16 protein-coding genes and 4 tRNA genes are annotated in these 19,350 nt (G+C 32.1%); 4 read left to right on the top strand and 16 right to left on the bottom strand.

Annotated features, from left to right (window positions below; genetic code table 11):
- Positions 1 to 30 precede the first annotated feature (30 nt).
- Positions 31 to 801, top strand: a complete 771-nt coding sequence (gene murI / locus N508_RS05810; RefSeq protein WP_023275461.1) for a glutamate racemase — start codon at positions 31 to 33, stop codon at positions 799 to 801.
- A 127-nt stretch (positions 802 to 928) separates the two neighbouring features.
- Here the strand turns inward: murI and N508_RS05805 are convergent, their stop codons facing one another.
- The 7 genes from N508_RS05805 to N508_RS05775 all read right to left on the bottom strand — a co-directional run bounded on the left by N508_RS05805 (position 929) and on the right by N508_RS05775 (position 8,097).
- Entirely contained in the window at positions 929 to 1,825 is an 897-nt protein-coding gene (locus N508_RS05805) for an IS3 family transposase (protein ID WP_143815547.1), read from the bottom strand.
- Complete coding sequence (locus N508_RS05800; RefSeq protein ID WP_023274985.1) at positions 1,756 to 2,313, bottom strand: hypothetical protein; 558 nt, start codon at positions 2,311 to 2,313, stop codon at positions 1,756 to 1,758. Before N508_RS05800 ends, N508_RS05805 begins: the two co-directional genes overlap by 70 nt.
- 408 nt (positions 2,314 to 2,721) lie before the next feature.
- The gene (gene groL / locus N508_RS05795; RefSeq protein WP_023275459.1) at positions 2,722 to 4,362 is read right to left on the bottom strand and encodes a chaperonin GroEL; all 1,641 of its coding nucleotides are present in this window, start codon (positions 4,360 to 4,362) and stop codon (positions 2,722 to 2,724) included.
- A gap of 36 nt (positions 4,363 to 4,398) precedes the next feature.
- Complete coding sequence (gene groES / locus N508_RS05790; RefSeq protein WP_023275458.1) at positions 4,399 to 4,689, bottom strand: co-chaperone GroES; 291 nt, start codon at positions 4,687 to 4,689, stop codon at positions 4,399 to 4,401.
- Positions 4,690 to 4,855: 166 nt separating this feature from the next.
- The gene (locus tag N508_RS05785) at positions 4,856 to 5,533 is read right to left on the bottom strand and encodes a JAB domain-containing protein (protein ID WP_023275457.1); all 678 of its coding nucleotides are present in this window, start codon (positions 5,531 to 5,533) and stop codon (positions 4,856 to 4,858) included.
- A 6-nt stretch (positions 5,534 to 5,539) separates the two neighbouring features.
- Positions 5,540 to 6,232: a hypothetical protein gene (locus tag N508_RS05780; protein ID WP_023275456.1), complete on the bottom strand. Its 693-nt coding sequence runs from the start codon at positions 6,230 to 6,232 to the stop codon at positions 5,540 to 5,542.
- A gap of 14 nt (positions 6,233 to 6,246) precedes the next feature.
- Positions 6,247 to 8,097 (bottom strand): ABC-F family ATP-binding cassette domain-containing protein, encoded by a 1,851-nt coding sequence (locus tag N508_RS05775; protein ID WP_231380090.1) that lies wholly within the window; start codon positions 8,095 to 8,097, stop codon positions 6,247 to 6,249.
- Between the two features lie 90 nt (positions 8,098 to 8,187).
- On the opposite strand from N508_RS05775, the gene N508_RS05770 reads away from it, so the two are divergent.
- Together N508_RS05770 and N508_RS05765 are read left to right on the top strand one after the other, a co-directional pair.
- Positions 8,188 to 8,403, top strand: a complete 216-nt coding sequence (locus N508_RS05770) for a hypothetical protein (protein ID WP_023275454.1) — start codon at positions 8,188 to 8,190, stop codon at positions 8,401 to 8,403.
- A 229-nt stretch (positions 8,404 to 8,632) separates the two neighbouring features.
- Positions 8,633 to 10,939, top strand: a complete 2,307-nt coding sequence (locus tag N508_RS05765) for a type I restriction-modification system subunit M (protein WP_040636523.1) — start codon at positions 8,633 to 8,635, stop codon at positions 10,937 to 10,939.
- Between the two features lie 315 nt (positions 10,940 to 11,254).
- On the opposite strand, the gene N508_RS05760 is transcribed toward N508_RS05765, so the two are convergent.
- The 8 genes from N508_RS05760 to N508_RS05725 form a co-directional block, all read right to left on the bottom strand.
- Positions 11,255 to 11,806, bottom strand: coding sequence for a hypothetical protein (locus N508_RS05760; protein WP_023275452.1), 552 nt, complete (start codon positions 11,804 to 11,806; stop codon positions 11,255 to 11,257).
- A gap of 172 nt (positions 11,807 to 11,978) precedes the next feature.
- A tRNA-Asp gene (locus N508_RS05755) sits at positions 11,979 to 12,052 on the bottom strand.
- Positions 12,053 to 12,063: 11 nt separating this feature from the next.
- A tRNA-Val gene (locus N508_RS05750) sits at positions 12,064 to 12,136 on the bottom strand.
- Between the two features lie 11 nt (positions 12,137 to 12,147).
- A tRNA-Glu gene (locus N508_RS05745) sits at positions 12,148 to 12,222 on the bottom strand.
- A gap of 16 nt (positions 12,223 to 12,238) precedes the next feature.
- Positions 12,239 to 12,314: transfer RNA gene (locus N508_RS05740), tRNA-Lys, on the bottom strand.
- Positions 12,315 to 12,801: 487 nt separating this feature from the next.
- Positions 12,802 to 14,091 (bottom strand): adenylosuccinate synthase, encoded by a 1,290-nt coding sequence (locus N508_RS05735; protein WP_023275451.1) that lies wholly within the window; start codon positions 14,089 to 14,091, stop codon positions 12,802 to 12,804.
- Between the two features lie 11 nt (positions 14,092 to 14,102).
- On the bottom strand, positions 14,103 to 15,215 hold the full coding sequence (locus N508_RS05730) for an ATP phosphoribosyltransferase regulatory subunit (protein ID WP_023275450.1): 1,113 nt from the start codon (positions 15,213 to 15,215) through the stop codon (positions 14,103 to 14,105).
- Entirely contained in the window at positions 15,212 to 16,366 is a 1,155-nt protein-coding gene (locus tag N508_RS05725; RefSeq protein WP_023275449.1) for a pyridoxal-phosphate-dependent aminotransferase family protein, read from the bottom strand. The genes N508_RS05730 and N508_RS05725 overlap by 4 nt, the downstream gene beginning before the upstream one ends.
- 217 nt (positions 16,367 to 16,583) lie before the next feature.
- Between N508_RS05725 and N508_RS05720 the strand changes: the two genes are divergently transcribed.
- Positions 16,584 to 17,162, top strand: coding sequence for a TetR/AcrR family transcriptional regulator (locus N508_RS05720; RefSeq protein ID WP_023275448.1), 579 nt, complete (start codon positions 16,584 to 16,586; stop codon positions 17,160 to 17,162).
- Between the two features lie 403 nt (positions 17,163 to 17,565).
- On the opposite strand, the gene rseP is transcribed toward N508_RS05720, so the two are convergent.
- Positions 17,566 to 18,897 carry an RIP metalloprotease RseP gene (rseP, locus tag N508_RS05715; RefSeq protein ID WP_023275447.1) on the bottom strand — a complete coding sequence of 444 codons (1,332 nt, stop codon included), beginning with the start codon at positions 18,895 to 18,897 and terminating at the stop codon, positions 17,566 to 17,568.
- Positions 18,898 to 19,350: the final 453 nt, after the last annotated feature.

Below are 19,350 nucleotides of genomic sequence, written 5' to 3'. Positions count from 1 at the left end.
AAATATAATATAAATAGTTTAGGAGATATTATGGCAATAGGCATATATGATTCAGGTATAGGCGGCTTAACAGTATATAAAGCAGTAGCAGCATATTTTAAAAAGCAGGATTTAATATATCTTGGCGATGTAGCAAGAGTGCCTTATGGCAACCGTTCAAAAGAAACTATTATCCGTTACAGTGTAGAGTGTGCCTCTTTTTTAAAAGAAAAGTATAATATTTCTGCATTAATCGCTGCCTGCAACACTATTTCTTCACATGCTATTCCTGATTTAGACAACTCATTAAATATCCCTGTTTTAGGTGTTATTAAACCGGGTGCAAAATATGCCGTAGATTTAACTAAAAATAAAAAAATTGGTGTGCTTGGCACTCATGCGACAGTCAACAGTAAATCATATATCCATGCAATAAAAGAAATACTGCCTGATGCTCAGGTTTATCAGCAGGCATGCCCGCTTTTTGTGCCGCTTGTGGAGGAAGCTGTTATTTCTGGCAAGATGGCAGAAACAGTTGTAGAAGAAACACTTAAAAATATTGCAGAAACTGGCATAGACACTGTAATTTTAGGCTGCACTCATTACCCAGTATTAAAAGATTTAATTGCAAAATATCTGCCTAATGTTTCTATTGTAGACAGCACTCACTATATTATAGAAGATATTAAAAAATTAAATTTATCAGATACAGAAAAAGGTCTTAGAGAAGTGCTTGTAACAGATGATACACCTGCATTTTTATCTCTTAAAAATATTCTTGTTGGCAATGTGCCTGTGCAGGTAGTTGATATTAATAAGTAACATGTCATCCTGAGCCTGTAAAGTGAAACATCTGGAATATAAAATATGCAGTAATCTTTAAGTTTATCCAAAAATTTTGCCATATAAGTCATTTTGAGCCTGATTGAACTTACCCAAAAATTTTGAACTAAGCCACTAAATAAATTTCTTTTTCCTGTAAAGGTGTAAGTCCATTAGCTTTTATTCTGTAATTATTATAGAAATCAATATATTTTTCAAGTTCATATTTAAACTGTTCTATATTTTTGAATTTGTTAATATAAACCAATTCACATTTTAAAGTAGCAAAGAAACTTTCCATAACAGCATTATCATAGCAGTTGCCACGCCTTGACATACTCTGCTCTATATTATTTTCCTTTAATAACTTTCTAAATTGATTAGCCTGATATAATATACCCTGGTCTGAATGTATCATTAACCCTGTTGTATCTTTTGTTTTATCTATTGCCTGTTTTAAATTATCTATTACCATTTCTTCATTATTATATTTGCTTACACTGTATGCTGTTATTTCTCTGTTATACAAATCCATTATTGCTGATAAATACACCTTTTCATTATTAATTTTTATCTCTGCCACATCTGTTACCCATTTTAAACATGGTTTCTCACTTGTAAAGGCTCTGTTTAATTTATTGCTGCATATATGACTTACTCTGCCTTGTTTATACCTTTTCTTAACCCTGATTAGTGATGAAATTTTTAGTTCTTTCATCAATTTATACACTGTCTTCCTGTCATAAGTATAACCCAGTTTCTCTAATGCCTTTGTTATTCTTGGATAGCCGTAAGTCTTGTTAGATTTTTCATATATTTCTAATATATATGCCTTGACTTCTGCATATTTATCTAATGCAGCAGGCTTTTTAACATTATAATAGTAAGTGCTTCTTTTCATATTACTCACAGACAACAGGATATCCAAACTGTAATACAGCCTTAATGCAGTTATTATTTGTGCTTTTTCTGTTGAACTCTCTGTTCCTTTGACTGCATTAAGGCTTCCAGCTTTTTTAAATATGCATTCTCCGCTGACTTGTAATAAAGCTCTTTTTCAAGCTCTGATATTCTCTCTTTTAATTGTCTTACTTCTTCACTATCATCTGATTTAGTGAGTTTAATATCAGTAGAGTTTGAGTGTTTACTCTTTTTACTGTTCGGGATATTCTTATCTGACATATTATCTCCAATAAACTTACTGCAAAACTTATTCCAGTCATATATTACTGATGCTGATGGTATATTAAAATATAGTGCTGTCTGCTCATAACTTAAATTATTTGATGCCTTATAAGTTAACACATTTAATTTAAAATCTCTACTATATTCATTGCGGGTAAAGCTATGATGTAAACTTGATTCGCCTGAATGCTTATATCTGTTATAGATATTACATATTACTCCTTTATGAATTTTACAGCATCTTGATAATTCACTGGCACTCATTATTCCATTTTCTATGACTGTTACTAGATATTTCTTAAACTCATAGCTGTATTTTCTTGCCATATACACTCCTTATATGGCTAGTACAACTTTTTCGGGTAAGTTCAAAAATCTAAATTATATATATTACAGCAGTGCATAATGTATTTAAAGTATCTAGTTTTAGATACTTCGCCTTTTAGGCTCAGTAAGACACGGAAGCAGGCTTATAACGAGCCGTATGAAAGTGAGTGGTAGATGAACTTGTTTTGGCAGCAAAAAACCTAAATTATTTATATTGCAAATAGAAAATAAACCAATAAAGATTTTTTATGCTTAAAATCGCGAAATTTTTAAGATATTATCTAAAAATCTTATAATTTAATTAATATTTTATATAATACAAAAAAACCGCCGTATTTTAATACGGCGGATATTTTTATTATTTTATATGTATTTAATGTATGAATATGATAAATAGGTTTTACCTAATTACATCATACCCATTCCACCCATACCGCCCATGCCTCCCATATCAGGAACTGCTGGAGCTGCTTTTTCTTTAATTTCAGTGATAACTGCTTCTGTTGTAATCATAAGACCAGCAACTGATGCAGCATTTTGTAATGCTGAACGAGTAACTTTAGTTGGGTCAATAACACCTGCAGCCATCATATCTTCATAGTTTTCTGTATAAGCATTAAAACCATAGTTAACATTTTTGCTTGCTTTGATTTTATTGACAATAACACTTGATTCAAGTCCTGCATTTTCAACAATCTGGCGTAATGGATATTCTAAAGCTCTTGCAATAATATTTACACCAACCTGCTGTTCTTGAGAAACTTTTATATTTTTAAGAGCTGAAACAGTTCTTACTAATGCAACACCGCCTCCAGGAACAATGCCTTCTTCAACAGCTGCTTTTGTAGCTGCAAGAGCATCTTCCACTCTATGTTTTTTCTCTTTCATTTCAGTTTCTGTTGCAGCACCAACTTTAATAACTGCTACACCACCAATTAATTTAGCAAGGCGTTCTTGAAGTTTTTCTCTGTCATAGTCACTTGTAGTATCTTCAATTTGTTTTTTGATTTGAGTAACTCTTGCTTTAATATCGTCAGTATTACCTGCTCCTTCAACAATTGTTGTGTTATCTTTATCAATAACAACTTTTTTTGCTCTGCCTAAATCTTCAAGTTCAACACTATCTATTTTAATACCTAAATCATCAGTAATAACCTGACCGCCAGTTAATACTGCAATATCTTTAAGCATTTCTTTTCTTCTGTCGCCAAAGCCAGGAGCTTTTACAGCCACACAGTTTAATGTGCCGCGAAGTTTATTTAATACAAGTGTTGCAAGTGCTTCACCTTCAATATCTTCTGCTATAATAACAAATGGAGCATTTACTTTTGCAAGTTTTTCTAATACTGGAAGAATATCTTTCATATTAGAGATTTTTTTCTCATGGATAATAATGTAAGCATTTTCAACAACTGCTTCCATAGTATCTGGGTTATTTACAAAATATGGAGAGAGATAGCCTCTGTCAAACTGCATACCTTCAACAACATCTAAAACTGTTTCCATAGATTTGTTTTCTTCAATAGTGATAACACCGTCTTTACCAACTTTATCCATTGCTTTTGCAATGATACCACCAATTTCACTATCATTATTAGCTGAAATTGAGCCAACTTGTTCAATTTCTTTATTAGTGCTTACTACTTTTGAAATTTTTTGGAGTTCTGCAATAACTGCTTCAACCGCTTTATCTATACCTCTTTTGATTTCCATAGGGTTAGCACCAGCTACAACATTTTTCATACCATCTCTATAAATATATTGAGCAAGCACTGTTGCAGTAGTAGTGCCGTCACCTGCTACATCGTTAGTTTTAGATGCAACTTCTTTAACCATTTGAGCACCAATATTTTCAAGAGCGTCTGCAAGTTCCACTTCTTTTGCAACACTAACACCATCTTTAGTGATTAATGGTGTGCCGAATTTTTTTTCTATAACAACATTTCTTCCTTTTGGTCCAAGTGTAACTTTAACTGCATTTGCAAGCTGGTCAACACCACGCATAATAGCCTGACGAGCATCTTCACTGAATGTAATATTTTTAGCCATTTTTTGTAATCTCCTAAATAGTTTTTTAATTAATTATTATCCAATGATACCTAATATATCATCTTCTCTCATAATAAGCAGGTCAACACCCTCTATTTTAACTTCTGTTCCAGCATATTTACTGAAAAGAACTTTATCCCCTGTTTTTACTGTTGGTTTTATAACATTACCATTATCTAAATATTTACCTGCACCAACTGCAACTACTTCACCTTCCTGTGGTTTTTCTTTTGCAGAATCAGGGATAAAAATACCTGATGCAGTTTTTTCTTCGCTTTCAAAGCGTTTAACAATTACTCTGTCTTGTAAAGGTTGGATTTTAGCCATTATACCTCTGAGCCTCCTGTATATATATTAATTATGTTTTAATAATTTAGTGCTGCTTTTAATTAGCACTCACTTTTTATGAGTGCTAATATTACAATGATATAAAAAAAAGCAAGTGGAAATTTCAAAATTATAAAAAAATTTACAAATTTTCTGCAAAAATCATCTAGTTTTTTATATATCCTAAGTCATAAAGGCTTGAATATTCATTTTTGCATACTATTATATGGTCTCTCAGCTTAATGCCAAGAGTGGAAAGCGATTCTGCTACTATATTTGTAAGCTCTATATCTTTTCTAGACGGGCTGCTGTCTCCTGACGGGTGGTTATGTGCGATAACAACACTTACTGCCTTATTTTTCAGTGCATATTCTGCTATCTGTCTAGGGTATACTATCGCATTATTTACAACACCCTCTGTCATTATTTTCTTATCAATAAGGAAACCTTTACTGTTTAATAGGATTACTGCAAAATTTTCATTTTCTGCAAACCCGATATGATATTTTAAAAGCCTGTATATCTGCTCCGGACTAGAAAGCGACTGCTTTGTTTCACAATATGAGTTTTCTATCCTGTTATAAAATTCAGCAGCTATCCTAAAAAATCTTTCTGTTTCTTTTCCTGCACCATCAAACTGCTGGAAGTTAATATTAAAAATATTGCCAATAGAGCCTGCCTGCATAAGCATTTCTTTCGCAAGCGGCTTCACATCCTTTCTAGGTATACAGTAACCAAGTATTAATTCTAATATTTCATAATCAGCTAAAACTGATGGTGCTTCATCAAACTTCTTTTTCAGTCGCTGTCTATGACCTTGATAGTGAGGCTTTTTATTATCCATAGTATGTTAAAATTTAATACCCAGCTCTGCTCCAATACTAAAACCAGATAATGAAGAAATATATGGATTTTTCATCGGTGTAAAATCATATAAATATTCACCATATACCCTGAATGCTAATATATGATAACTGTATTGCAGACCTGCCTGAGCAAGTATGCCACCGCCAGACAAATTCTGCTTATTTTCTATGCCATTTTGATAAACTGTATTTAAGTTTCCAAAAGTATAAACAGCACCAATGCTGGCAAAAGGTGCAACAGAGCCAACAGATAATTCTATCGGATATAAACCTGTTGCAAGCACTCCAATATTATATACTGTCCCTTTAAACTGAGTAGACACACCATCTATATCAAAACTTTTTTTGCCATCTGCATACGACAGAAAAGCCTGTAATTGAACATTTTTGTTAAAATCGTATGCTCCGCCAATTTTTAGTTTGTTTTGAAACATTGTTAAATACTTGCTGTCAGGCATAAAGTAATTATAGCCTATACGAAGCGACCATTTTTTTTCATCAACTCTGTCAAGTGAGATTTTTTTCTTATTAAAATCCGGCTTGCCTTTTGAATCAGTTTTGAAATCACTTGACTGTTCTTGTTGTGCTGCTTCCCCTTTATTATCTTCTGCTGCAGCTTGTGCAAAAGCCTGCACTGCAATAAGCATACAGAACAATGTAAGAAAAATTTTTTTCATATTACCCATCCTTTTTATTCTTCTATTTGGTTTAATTTATTTTCATATTCCTGCTGTTTTGTTTCCAGCTCTGTAACAGCACTATCAAGCTCAGTAAAAGCATTTTCTATCATTTTATTAAGTTCTGCTAATCTTTTACCATATTCTCCAATCAAAAGTCCATCATTATTAGTTGATGCTTCAATTAATAATCTATTTAATTCTGCTACTTCATTTTCATAAGTGCTTATATCATTTTCCAGCTTTTCCACAAGCTGTTCTAATGGCTTCAATACTTTATTTTTTTCTGATATTATCTCACTTCTTAATTTTCTGGCATCTTTCTTATTCAGTTTTGTTTTTGCTTCCTTTAATTTAGCTGTATTTTCTTCCTGCCAGCCTTCTTTTTCTAAAAACTCTTCATAAGTGCCTTCAAATACATAAGGATATTCATTCTGAAATACTATTAATCTATTTGCAAGTGCATGCAGGAACATTTCATTATGAGTTACCATTATAACAGCTCCATTAAAATTATCAACTGCTTCTATTAAAGAATCACATGCATCCATATCCAAATGGTTTGTTGGCTCATCAAGCATTAAAACATTCTGCGGGCTTGCTATAATTTTACCAAGCATAACACGGCTTTTTTCGCCGCCTGAAAGAACTTTTATTTTTTTAAGTGCTGCATCCTGCTCAAAGAGCATAGCTCCGCATATATTTCTAACATAAGTTCTATCAAAAGTATCTGAAACTGACTGGATTTCTTCTTCTATAGTGTTATCTGGATTTAAAGAAGAAATATTTGTCTGCTCATAATAACCTTTCACACATCCTGTATGATATATAACATTTCCGCTTGAAGCTGGAAGTATCCCTGCAAGCACCTTTAAAAGAGTAGATTTACCCTTGCCATTTTTACCAATCACTGCTATTTTATCTTCACTGCCTATTATTATAGATAAGTCATTAATTAAAAATTTCCTACCATCATAAGAAAAGGAAATATTTTCCGCACGCATAATCTGTTTTGATGCAATAGGCTTATACTTAAAAGCAAATTCCAAGTTTTTAATGGCTTCAAGTTTATCCTTTTTCTCCATTTTATTAAGAGTTTTTATACGGCTTTGCACAAGCCCTGCAAGCCGTGCCTTTGCTCTAAACCTTGTAATATACTGTTCTAACTCTTTACGCTTCTGCTCATCATTTATCCGTGTTTTTTCATATATTTCTTCATCTCGTGCTATCTGCTCATAAAATTTATCAGTTCTACCTTCTATTTTACGCACTTTTGCCCTGTGAATGCCTGCTGTATGGCTAATTATATCATCCATAAACTGCCTGTCATGAGTAATAAGTAAAAGCTCTCCTTTCCATAAATTTAAAAAACCTTTAAGCCACCTTACAGATACAATATCAAGATAGTTTGTAGGTTCATCAAGCAGTAATAAATCAGGGTTTGCAAGTAATGTTTGAGCAAGCATCAGACGCACTTGAAAACCACCAGAAAAAGATGACGGGCTCTTTTCCATATCTTCTTCTTTAAAGCCTAAACCAAAAAGAATTTTTTCTGCTTTCCATTTATCATGGATTTCTTCATCAGTAAGTCCAAGCATAGCTTCTTCTATAACTGTATTTTTTGCAAACTTAATATGCTGCTTTAAAAAGCCGATTTTATAATTTTTAGGAATAGAGATTTTGCCACTGTCTGCTTCTTCTTCCCCTGTTATAATACGCATAAGAGTTGTTTTGCCATTGCCATTTCTGCCAACAAGACCTATGCGTTCACCCTTATTAATATTAAAGGTAACATTTTCAAATAAAATTTTTGAGCCGTAGCTTTTAGAAACATTATCAAAACTAATCATAAATGTATTTTTCATTTTTTTGTAATTTTGGCAAGTATTTTTTTTGGCACGATGTTTGCTATAAGTATTGCATAAGCCAAGCAGGGTGGCAAAGGAGCGTTTATAATGACTGATTCTCTATTAATTTCTAATTCTAACCAGTATGCAGCATATACTGCCGCAAGTAAAAATGAAAAAAGTGTATCAGAACTTTCAAAACTTCTGCGTGGAGAAAAAGTAGACAGCAGTAAGTCTAATTCAGAAGACGCAGGAATGTCTATGGATAAAGTAATCATTTCGAAAGAGGCATTAGAACGATTGCAAGCTGTTAGTATGGCTTAAACCGACAAGATTAATATCCGCCAAATATTTTTCAAAAGTCAGCATATTGTTTTAATGCATAAACATAATAATATCCTTCCGACAATGGAATTATCCTCTGCCTGTTTCATTTATTAAGCAACCGCCAAATCAGCTTAGAAACAGGCAGGGAGTCCATTATCACTTAATTTATTGAATTGACTTTTTGTATAATATAATATAATATATGATATATATTATGGGGTTAATTATGGAACTGACTTGTCCTATTCGTGGGATACTAAATACCAATGATAAATCAAAAGATGGTTTACATTTTTCAGAAGAAAAAATACGAATTGATTGTGTTATTTTTTTGCTATCAAAGGGGTATCCTAAGGAATGTATAAAATTTGAAACAAATGTTTGGGATATAGGAAATAGTGGCAGAAACCATTTAAGAGCTGATATTGTCGTTTATGAAACAAAAGCTTCAAAGAAAATTCATATTATTGTAGAGACTAAAAGAGATACAAAAGATAAAGAAAAAGCTATTGAAAATCAGTTAATCCCTGCGTGTACAAAGCAACAGTGCAATTATGGAATTTATTTTGATGGTGTCAGTAATGCTCTATTTACTAAAAGCACTAATTATAAAACCGAGTTTTCTTTAGTCAAATTACCAAATTATGGCTATAATTTTAATACTACACCATTAGTGTGGAATAATCTTATACCTATTGATAATATTAATGCATTGATTAGTATTTTTGATCAATTATTGCATAATATAGGAAAAACAAAAGAAGAAAAATATAAAGAATTATTTAAAATAATACTATGCAAATATTATGACGAAAAGCAAAATGAAGGTAGTAATAAATATTTAACATTCCAACACTCCAATAATACTGTAAAGCAAATAGAAAAGCTATATGAAGATGCTAAAAAATTTTATTCAAAACTTACTTTATCTAAAACTATTAAGATTTCTAATGAAATATTAATTAGAATTGTTATTTTATTGCAAGAGTACTCATTATTAAAAAGTCAACAGGATATTTTGCAAACATTATTTATGAGATTTGCACAATCTACATTAAAAACAGAACTTGACCAGTTTTATACACCAATTACAATAGTAGATTTTATTGTAACTCTATTAGACATATCAAATATGAAAAAAATAATTGATCCTGCAGGTGGCAGTGGAGATTTTCTTGTAGGTTGTTTGAAAAAAAATCACAAAATATCACAAAATATATATTATTGGGATTCTAGCTCAAAAGCAGTAGAGGTTGCCCATCTTAATATGATAATTAGTGGAGATGGTAGAACAAATATCAATATGCATGATTCTATTGAAAAATATAATATAGATAATGATATGTTTGATATCGTTATTACAAACCCTCCATTTGGGTCAAAAACCATTTTTACTGGTTCTGATGAAGTGTGTGAAAAATATGATTTATATAATCAATATGGATATAAACAACTAGGAAAATTATTTATTGAAAGAGCATTAAATCTATTAATTGACGGTGGTATTTTATGTATTATATTACCACATGGATATATGACAAATCCACAAGACGATAAGAATTTAAGACAATTTATTGTTTCCAAAGCTCGAATTATAGCATATATTTCACTTCCAGAGGGAACATTTAAAGGTGCAGAGACAGGTGTTAAAGTTGGCATTTTAATACTACAAAAAGATAAGAATATACCAAAAAAATATAATATATTTACAGATGTTGCAATAAATATTGGCTTTAACTATAAATCAAAAAAATTGGAAAAAATATATAAGAAAAATTATAATAATGGACACTATCTATTAGATGATAATAATAATAAAATAATTCTTTCTGACCTAGATGATATTGCAAAAAAATTCAAGAATTTTGCCTTTGACAATTCATTAGTTGGTTTTGAAAAAGAAAAAAACAATGCTTCATACAATTATATACCTTATAATAAAATCAAATCTGAAGATTTTGTTATTCGTCCAGAAATGAATATACCTTCCTACCTTGATATTGTCAAACAAATAAAAAGTAAAGATTTTTATACATTGAATGATTGTATTGTTACTAACAAAAAGAGTATTAATAAAATAGACAATGCATCAATATATAGTTATATTGATATTACAAATATGTCTAATGGAGACTATTCTTTAAATAATAAACTATATGGTTGGGATTTACCTAATAGAGCAAAGCTATCTGCCAAAAAAAATGATATATTTATAAGTAAACTTAAAGGAAGTATTGATAAATTTTGTATGATTTTACATGATGAAACAATTAATACCATCATTACAAACGGATGCTATAAAATTAGTATTAGTGATGAAGCAAAAAGGCTGTCTTTTTATAAATTTCTTTTTTCTAATCAATATCTTATTCAAATGGAAGCCCTTGCTACAGGAAGTATTATGTTGGATGTGAAAGAAAAAGATATCAAAACAATGTTGTTTTTTCCAAAGTTATCAAGAAAAGAATTAGATGAAATGAAAGAGTTAGTTAAATATCAGGAAAAATTCATAAAGCTAAAATATGGTTTGTAAAAATACTATATTAATATTATTGCAAAAAAGCATACAGACCAATATTTCCGTATGCTTTATTTTTCATTTCCATTTAAGAGCTGTATACACTCAGGTTTAATAATAAATATAAAAATATATATTCATTTGTCAAGATTTCTTTATTCTAAATAAAGCCTTAAAAGTGGACTTACAAAAATTTTGTGTAGCAGTCATTTTGAGCCTGATTTTAAAGGCGAAAAATCTAAATTATGTATATTACAGCAGTATATAATATATTTAAACTGTTTGTTTTGTTAGATACTTCGCTGTAATGCAAGAACTGAAATTTATATATTATATTCCCCTTGTTAAATCAGATGCTGATTTGTGATGTTCCATTATTTCTTTTCTTAATGAAACTATGTATTTATTATATTCTTCATCATCACCAACATGTTTTTTGCCCTTCATAAGAAACTCTATTGCCTGCTGTAATGAATCAATCCGTTGAAAGCCTGACTTCCTGTCTGTTTTTGATAATATATTTTTTGCTTCTTTCATATAATGCTGTTTAGCAAACTGAGCTATTATTTCATCAAGTTCTTCAATATTTTTTACTATTTCAATATTTCTATTGAGTATTTTAATTTGCAGATTTTGCAGCTTTGGTGAAAATTGTGCAGAATCAAGCACTAATTCCTTAATGTATTCAAACCTTCCCATAGCCATATCAAAGCTGACATTCGGCTGGTTAATAATTTCTGCACTTTTGCGGATATTTTCCATCGTCCTTGATAATGCTGGCAGGCTTAAATCTACTTCTTTTATCTGCCCAGTCCTAGGATCGCGCATTTTTCTTAATTCACCTTCTTCAACATAAACATCATCTTTTGGTTTATCTGCCATCTTTATCTCCAAATATTAAAATAATACCTGCTTCGTCTACTATTATACATTAATGTAAAATAATTTCAAATACTAATTTATATGTTTTTAATTTTATTTTTATATGCAGATGATAAAATCTAAAAAACTAAAGAAAGATATAAAAAAAGCCCTGCATAAGCAGAGCTTGGAACGGGGACGACGAGACTCGAACTCGCGACCTCTGGCGTGACAGGCCAGCGTTCTAACCAACTGAACTACGCCCCCATACTAAAAAATGGACAGTACAGGGATCGAACCTGTGACCCTCGGCTTGTAAGGCCGATGCTCTCCCAGCTGAGCTAACCGTCCGTTTGGTAAAGCGACCCGTAGGGGATTTGAACCCCTGTTGTCGGCGTGAAAGGCCGATGTCCTAGGCCGAGCTAGACGAACGGGTCGTATATAAAAAGTAAATGGTGAGCCGTATTGGGATCGAACCAATGACCCATTGCTTAAAAGGCAATTGCTCTACCGTCTGAGCTAACGGCTCTTTACTATCCCGAGCAAGTTCGGCTACTCTCGGGTGGAAATAATATATAACAGAGTAAAAAATAAAAGTCAACAACTTTTTTAAAATTTTTTCAAAAAAAATCAGCAGGCAATTTTACCTTTATATATCAAATGCTTTTCTTATTTACTATATAGAAAAATTTTTTTCAAAGTATTTATTAAGAGAATTTAAAATAAATAAGATAATACTGAGCTTGATTTATAGACAAAGTATCTAAAAAATACGATAATTTAATATATTATGCAATAATTTAATATAAATAATCTAGATTTTTCGCCTGTAAAATCAGGCTCAAAATGACTGCAAAGTGAAAGCTGCAGGTTATCCTGAGCTTGTATTACAGCGAAGTATCTAAAACTAGATACTTTAAATATATTATATGCTGCTGCATAAATTTTTAGGTTACTCCACTCATAAAAAAAGGGAGCTTTTACACTCCCCAAAATATAAGTTTATTTAATATTTCTTATTTAAATATTTCATTTAATACTATTGTCTGGCTTCTGTCAGGACCAACAGATACTACACAGTATGGAATGCCTAAAAAGTTTCTTATAAAATCAATATATTCTTTTGCCTGACTTGGAAAATCTTCTATTTTTTTAATTTTTGTAAGGTCAGTCATCCAGCCTTTAAACTCTTTATATACTGGTTTGATGTTGTCAAGACTTTCTATATCAGCTGGAAACTGTTCTACAATTTTGCCGTCTATTTCATAAGCTGTGCACACTTTTATTACATGCATATTATCAAGCACATCCATTTTAGTAAGTGCAATATAATCAAGACCATTCACCATAACAGCATATTTTGCTGCTACTAAATCAAGCCAGCCGCATCTTCTTGGTCTGCCTGTAACAGCACCAAACTCATGACCTGCTACACTTAATGCTTCACCGTCTGCATCAAAAAGCTCTGTTGGAAATGGACCACTGCCAACTCTTGTTGTATATGCTTTCATAACACCTGCTATACATGATATTTTTCTAGGCGAAATACCAGTGCCAGTGCATGCACCACCTGCTGTGCCATTTGATGATGTTACAAATGGATATGTTCCAAAATCCACATCAAGCATTGTGCCCTGAGCTCCTTCAAGCATTACTTTTTTGCCTTCATCTATTAATTTATTTATTAAATATGATGTATCTGTAACATAATTTTTTAAGTCATCAATATGTCGTTTGCAGTATGCTTTTGCTTCATCTATGTTAACAGGGGCTATACCATAAGCTTTAACAGCATACATATTAAGCTCTTCTACATTAGTTTTAATTTTTTCATCAAGCAGTTTTTCATTAAATAAATCACCTATACGGATACCGTTTCTTGCTATTTTATCCATATATGCAGGTCCTATACCCCTGCCTGTTGTGCCTATTTTATTAGCACCTTTTAATTCTTCTTTATGTTTATCAAAAAAGATATGGTATGGCATAATTACATGAGCTCTGTCGCTTACAAAAAATCTGCCGTCAAATTTTACACCTTTTTCTTTAAGCTCATTAATCTCTTTAAATAACGCATCAAGCTCAATTACTGTGCCGTTACCTATTATATTTATTGTTTTATTATGGATAATGCCGGAAGGGATAAGCCGCAGAATGTATTTTACACCATCTACCCATACAGTATGACCTGCATTGTGGCCGCCCTGATATCTGACAACAACATCTGCCTGCTCCGAATACATATCAACTATTTTTCCTTTTCCTTCATCGCCCCACTGGGCACCAAGCACTGCTGAACAGCTCATTATTTCCCCCATTAAATTATATTTTTAAAAGCATAATTTTTTATAAAGTTTTCTTTATTGTCTTCTTCTGCTGTAAATATAACACTTTTATTTTCTTTGCGAAGTGATACAGCCTTTTTAAAATTATCTTTGCCGATAACTAAATAATCGTATTCCTGTGACTTACTTTCACATATTGGAAAATGTAAAAGATTATCAATATTTAAAGCAGCACCACAGGCAGTTAAATCTTTACCAAATTTTGACATTAATTTATCATATCTGCCACCGCTTCCTAATATACTGCCATAACTTTTATGCAGTATTTCAAAATGAACACCTGTATAGTAATCAAGCCCTTTTGATTCTGCAGCATCAAAAATTAAAATATTTTCATCTACTCCGCAGTCTTTAAGCTGACTAAAAAGATTTTTAACAAACTCTACTCTTTCATGTAACTCTTTATCAAATGATGTAAGATGAGCAAGATTATATATATTATCTATGTCGCCAAAAGCAAGTGGAAGTTTAACTATTAAATCTTTTAAATTCTGGTCTGCATTTATTTCTGATACTAATTTTTTTAAATCATGTGTTCTTCTTTCTGAAACAGCTTCAAGTATTTTATCACCTTTTTCACCTGCAAGTATTTTTATTCTGTTTAAAAATAAAGTATCTCCAAAAGTAAAGCAGAAACCATTAAGCCCCATTTCATTTAAAGCATCATTTGCAGTTAAAACTATCTCTATATCTCCAAAAATACTGCTTTCACCAAATATTTCCCAGCCTGTTTGGTTTTCTTCGCCTTTTATACCCCTGTCCTTTTCTACTGAACGAAAAACTGTGCCATTATAAGATACTCTAAATGGCAGCGGCAGATTTTCCATACCTGATACTATGCGGCATACCTGCGGAGTGAAATCTGGACGAAGAACTAATGTTTTACCAGTATGTCTGTCTATAAAACGGATAATGCTTTCATCAGAAAAATTAAATACTGTATCCTGCAGTAAATCATAATATTCATAAATAGGAAGATGCAGCTCAGTATATCCATACTGACTGAGAGTGCCTTTTATAACATTTAAAGCATTTTCTATTCTGCCGCTTCGCTCTATATTCTGCTCTTTTGAAATATGTGTCATATTGATGGCATTTCTCCCATTAGAACAGACTGTGCAGCAGCAACACCTTTGCCAAACTCAATATCTGCACCAAATTTTTTAAGCCCCATTTCTATAGCACTGACTGCTGTAATTGTATCAAATGCATCATGGTAGCCAAGATGAGAAATACGGAGTATTTTGCCAGCTAAATGGTCCTGCCCGCCTGCAATAGAAACACCGCATTTATCTCTTAAATATTTAACAAATGCTTTGCCGTCTATATTTTCAGGCAAAAAACAGCCTGTTGCTGCATTTGACGGTATATCCTGAGCTAAAAGTTTTAAACCTAATGCTTTTACTGCTGCCCTTGTAGCTTCTGCATTTATGGAATGTCTTTTAAAAACATTATCTATTCCTTCTTTTTCCATCATTGATAAAACTGTTTTTAAGCCAATTATTAAGCTGACACCAGCAGTCCATGCAGTAGTATTTTTTAGCTGATTTTTAAGTTCAGTTTTTAAATTAAAGTAAAATTTTGGAAGTGTAGATTTTTCCACCATATTCCATGCTTTTTGGCTTAATGTAATAAAAGCAAGACCCGGTGGAAGCATAAACGCTTTCTGGCTTCCTGTAATTAAAATATCTATACCCCATTCATCAAATCTGGTATCATGAACACCTGCACTTGTAATTCCATCTACTATAAGTAATGTTTCAGGCATATCTTTTGTAATTGCTGCAAGCTCTTTAACAGGATGATATACAGTAGAAGATGTTTCACTTCCTTGAACAAATACTGCTTTAGTATCTGGGTTTTTATCAAGAAATGCTTTAACATCTGCAGGATTTACAGAGCGTCCCCACTCAATAGTAACACTTTCTGCATTTATACCATATGCTTGGCATATTTTTATCCATCGTTCGCCAAATTTACCGCCATTTATAACTAATACTTTATCACCTTGGTTTAAAGTATTAATAACAGCTGATTCCATAGCACCTGTTCCGCTGCTTGCAAGAATTAACGGCTCCTGCTCTGTTTTAAATACTTTTTTTAAACCATTTCTTGCTTCTTTAAATATTTCTTCAAATTCTGGTGTCCTGTGATGTATCATTGGGCGTGCCATATCTAAAAGAACCTGCTCTGGCACTGATACAGGCCCCGGAGTTATAAGATATTTTTTTAACATTATATACCTCTTTCATATTTATATGTATTCTTTCAAGTGCTGATTATATACTATATCATTTTTTTTACTATAACAAATTTTCTTTTTTATGATTTTAATACAATTTCTACATTTGTATATTAATATCCGACATTATAACTATTGATAAAAATATTTTTTTACTTTATAATATATATCTAATAATAACTTAGTTGCTTTCTTATATAGGGGTTACAATATGTATAAAGGCAAACATAAAACAGCGGTTAAGTCTCAAAAGATAATAGCAGAAGCTTTTTTTGATATACTAATGGAAAGGTCTTATTATGATGTTTCAATAAAAGAGATATGTGCACATGCAGGTATTTCCCGCCAGACATTTTATTCTCTTTTTGGCACAAAAGAAGATGTTATCAGATTTTATCTGGCAGAAACATTTAGTCAATGGAGACAGCAGGCAAAAACTAACGGTGTTAATTCATTATACGATTTAATATTATTTTTCTTACTTGGTATTACAGAAGATGAGAAACTTGCTCAGCTTTATTCCAGTGAAGTTTTAGGCGGCATATTAGCCGATATATTAAAAGAACATCTTGATAAAACAATTATGTATGAACGGGGTTCTATTTCTGTTGGTGATAGTGTTGCAAACTCTTTTATTGCAGGCGGACTAACTATGGCATTTAAACAGTGGCATGCAGATGCAGGCAGAATATCTATTGAAGATATTACTATGTTTATTATTAAAATATTATCAGGTGAATATTTTACAGACATTATGTCTTATGCAAAACAATTCCCATCTCTTAAATGAAAAAAAACAGGCATACTGAGAATACTTCCCTGTCTTACTGATAGTGATAAGGAGAAGTAGTTTAATTGATTCTTTATTTTCAAATACTGTCCAGCTACGGACTTTTGATTCCATCGCTACTCGCTCGGAAATTCCTTGCGTCGCAAAAAACACTCCCCTTGAATTTGAAAAACTACGCTTAGTCGCAATAAATACTCCCGTCGCTTACTTTCAGACGGGACTTCCTGTCCCTGTATTGTCTTAATAAACCTGCTTATCTGTCTTACTTAGAGTGATAAGAATAAGTATCTAAAAAGTATATAATTTAAATATATTATATGTTACTTTAATATATCATTTAGATTTTTCGCCTTTAAAAATCAGGCTCAAAATGACTGATACACAAAATTTGTAAGTCCAGCTTTTATTTAATCAAACGCATTATATCATTATAAAAGGCAAATACCATTAAAGATATTATAACAAGCAGTCCAAACATTTGAAATGCTCCAAGGGCTTTTTCTCCAAGTGGTCTTCCCATGATACCCTCTGCTCCAATTATTGCAAGCTGACCGCCGTCTAATACAGGAATAGGCAGCAGATTAAATACTGCTAAATTTATACTTATTGCAGCCATAAATATTAAAAGTGCTGAAAAGCCTGATTCTGCTGACTGAGCCGCAGTTTCTACAATCAATATAGGCCCGCCAAGAGAATCTGCGGGTATCTCTCTCTGCACAAGTTTTGCAAAGCCAAGATATATTATTTTTGTAAGCTCATAGGATTTTTCTAACCCCATTACCATTGCATCTACTGGACCATAACGGACATTTATATCGCCATCTATTGGTGCTATACCTATTAAACCAACTGTTTTTTTATTTTCGCCGCTGCCCTGCTCTGTGGGTTTTGGTGTTAACTTAAACGGCAGTTCTTTACCCTGTCTTTCGACTATTACCATTAATTCCTGCCCCGGCTTACTTCTTATTAAATCAGCAGAATCATTCCAAGATAATATTTCTTCTCCATTAATTGATAATATTTTATCGCCTTTTAAAAGTCCTGCTTCTGCTGCTGCCATATTAGGCATTACTTCTCCAATAACTGCATCTATTTGAAGTGAAGCACCTATTGAGCCGATTTTTTCTTTATCTCCAAAAATATCTGCAACTTCTTTTTCACCAATTGTTAAGTTTATCTGTCTGTTATCTGATAGTGTAATTGTTACTTTTTCATTTGGCTTATCTGCTATAATAGAAACAAATTCATTCCACGAGCGGATTTTTTCATTATCAACAGCTACTATTCTGTCCCCTGCTTTAAGCCCTGCATTTTCTGCAACAGAGCCATATTCTACTGTGCCAATAACAGCAGAATATGACGGAATACCAGTCATATATAAGCCCCAGAAAATAAGTATTGCAAAAATTACATTAAAAAGCGGGCCTGCAAAAACAATAGCAGCTTTATGCCAGCCTGATTTATCTTTAAAGGAACGGCCTTCTTTTGTCGTGTCATAATTTTCAAGTCCCGGCTCATCATCATTCTGCTCACCATACATTTTTACATATCCGCCAAGTGGCAGAGCAGAAAGCACATACTCTGTTTCGCCATATTTTTTTCTTAAAAGCACTGGTCCAAAACCTATTGAAAACTTTTCTACATATACATTAGCCCATTTTGCCACTATAAAATGACCAAATTCATGGACAAACACAAGCACTCCAAGAACTATTACTGCTATTAATATATTCATATTTTACCCTTATGCTTAAATTCTTATATAATATTGCAATAATATATGAAAAAAGCAATAGGGAAATAAATAAACTATAAATTTAACTGCGGAATATTATCTCTTGTAATACAAAAATGGATTTACCCAAAAAAATTAGACTAATCCATATAAAGAGCTTATGAAATAAATTAGGTCATACTGAAAGTAAAAGGCGAAGTAATTTAATTTATCTTTTATTTTCAAATACTGTCCAGCTACGGACTTTTGATTCCATCACTACTCGCTCGGAAAGTCCTTGCATCGCAAAAAACACTCCCCTTGAATTTGAAAAACTACGCTTGGTCGCAGTAAATGCTTCCGTCGCTTACTTTCAGACGGGACTTCCTGTCCCTGCATTGTCTTAATGAATCTGCTGCCGTGTCTTACTAAGAGTGATAATGCAATGTATCTAAAAGAATAAACTAATTTAAA

The sequence above is a fragment of the Mucispirillum schaedleri ASF457 genome, assembly GCF_000487995.2.
GTDB classification, from domain to species: Bacteria; Chrysiogenota; Deferribacteres; order Deferribacterales; family Mucispirillaceae; genus Mucispirillum; species Mucispirillum schaedleri.
Note: the sequence above shows the minus strand (reverse complement) of the source record. Positions and strands in the feature narration are given on the sequence as shown.

Coding starts and splice junctions, on each gene's coding strand:
- murI (WP_023275461.1), top strand. CDS start 31: ATGGCAATAGGCATATATGATTCAGGTATAGGCGGCTTAACAGTATAT.
- N508_RS05800 (WP_023274985.1), bottom strand. CDS start 2,313: ATGGCAAGAAAATACAGCTATGAGTTTAAGAAATATCTAGTAACAGTC.
- groL (WP_023275459.1), bottom strand. CDS start 4,362: ATGGCTAAAAATATTACATTCAGTGAAGATGCTCGTCAGGCTATTATG.
- groES (WP_023275458.1), bottom strand. CDS start 4,689: ATGGCTAAAATCCAACCTTTACAAGACAGAGTAATTGTTAAACGCTTT.
- N508_RS05785 (WP_023275457.1), bottom strand. CDS start 5,533: ATGGATAATAAAAAGCCTCACTATCAAGGTCATAGACAGCGACTGAAA.
- N508_RS05780 (WP_023275456.1), bottom strand. CDS start 6,232: ATGAAAAAAATTTTTCTTACATTGTTCTGTATGCTTATTGCAGTGCAG.
- N508_RS05775 (WP_231380090.1), bottom strand. CDS start 8,097: ATGAAAAATACATTTATGATTAGTTTTGATAATGTTTCTAAAAGCTAC.
- N508_RS05770 (WP_023275454.1), top strand. CDS start 8,188: ATGACTGATTCTCTATTAATTTCTAATTCTAACCAGTATGCAGCATAT.
- N508_RS05765 (WP_040636523.1), top strand. CDS start 8,633: ATGGAACTGACTTGTCCTATTCGTGGGATACTAAATACCAATGATAAA.
- N508_RS05760 (WP_023275452.1), bottom strand. CDS start 11,806: ATGGCAGATAAACCAAAAGATGATGTTTATGTTGAAGAAGGTGAATTA.
- N508_RS05735 (WP_023275451.1), bottom strand. CDS start 14,091: ATGAGCTGTTCAGCAGTGCTTGGTGCCCAGTGGGGCGATGAAGGAAAA.
- N508_RS05730 (WP_023275450.1), bottom strand. CDS start 15,215: ATGACACATATTTCAAAAGAGCAGAATATAGAGCGAAGCGGCAGAATA.
- N508_RS05725 (WP_023275449.1), bottom strand. CDS start 16,366: ATGTTAAAAAAATATCTTATAACTCCGGGGCCTGTATCAGTGCCAGAG.
- N508_RS05720 (WP_023275448.1), top strand. CDS start 16,584: ATGTATAAAGGCAAACATAAAACAGCGGTTAAGTCTCAAAAGATAATA.
- rseP (WP_023275447.1), bottom strand. CDS start 18,897: ATGAATATATTAATAGCAGTAATAGTTCTTGGAGTGCTTGTGTTTGTC.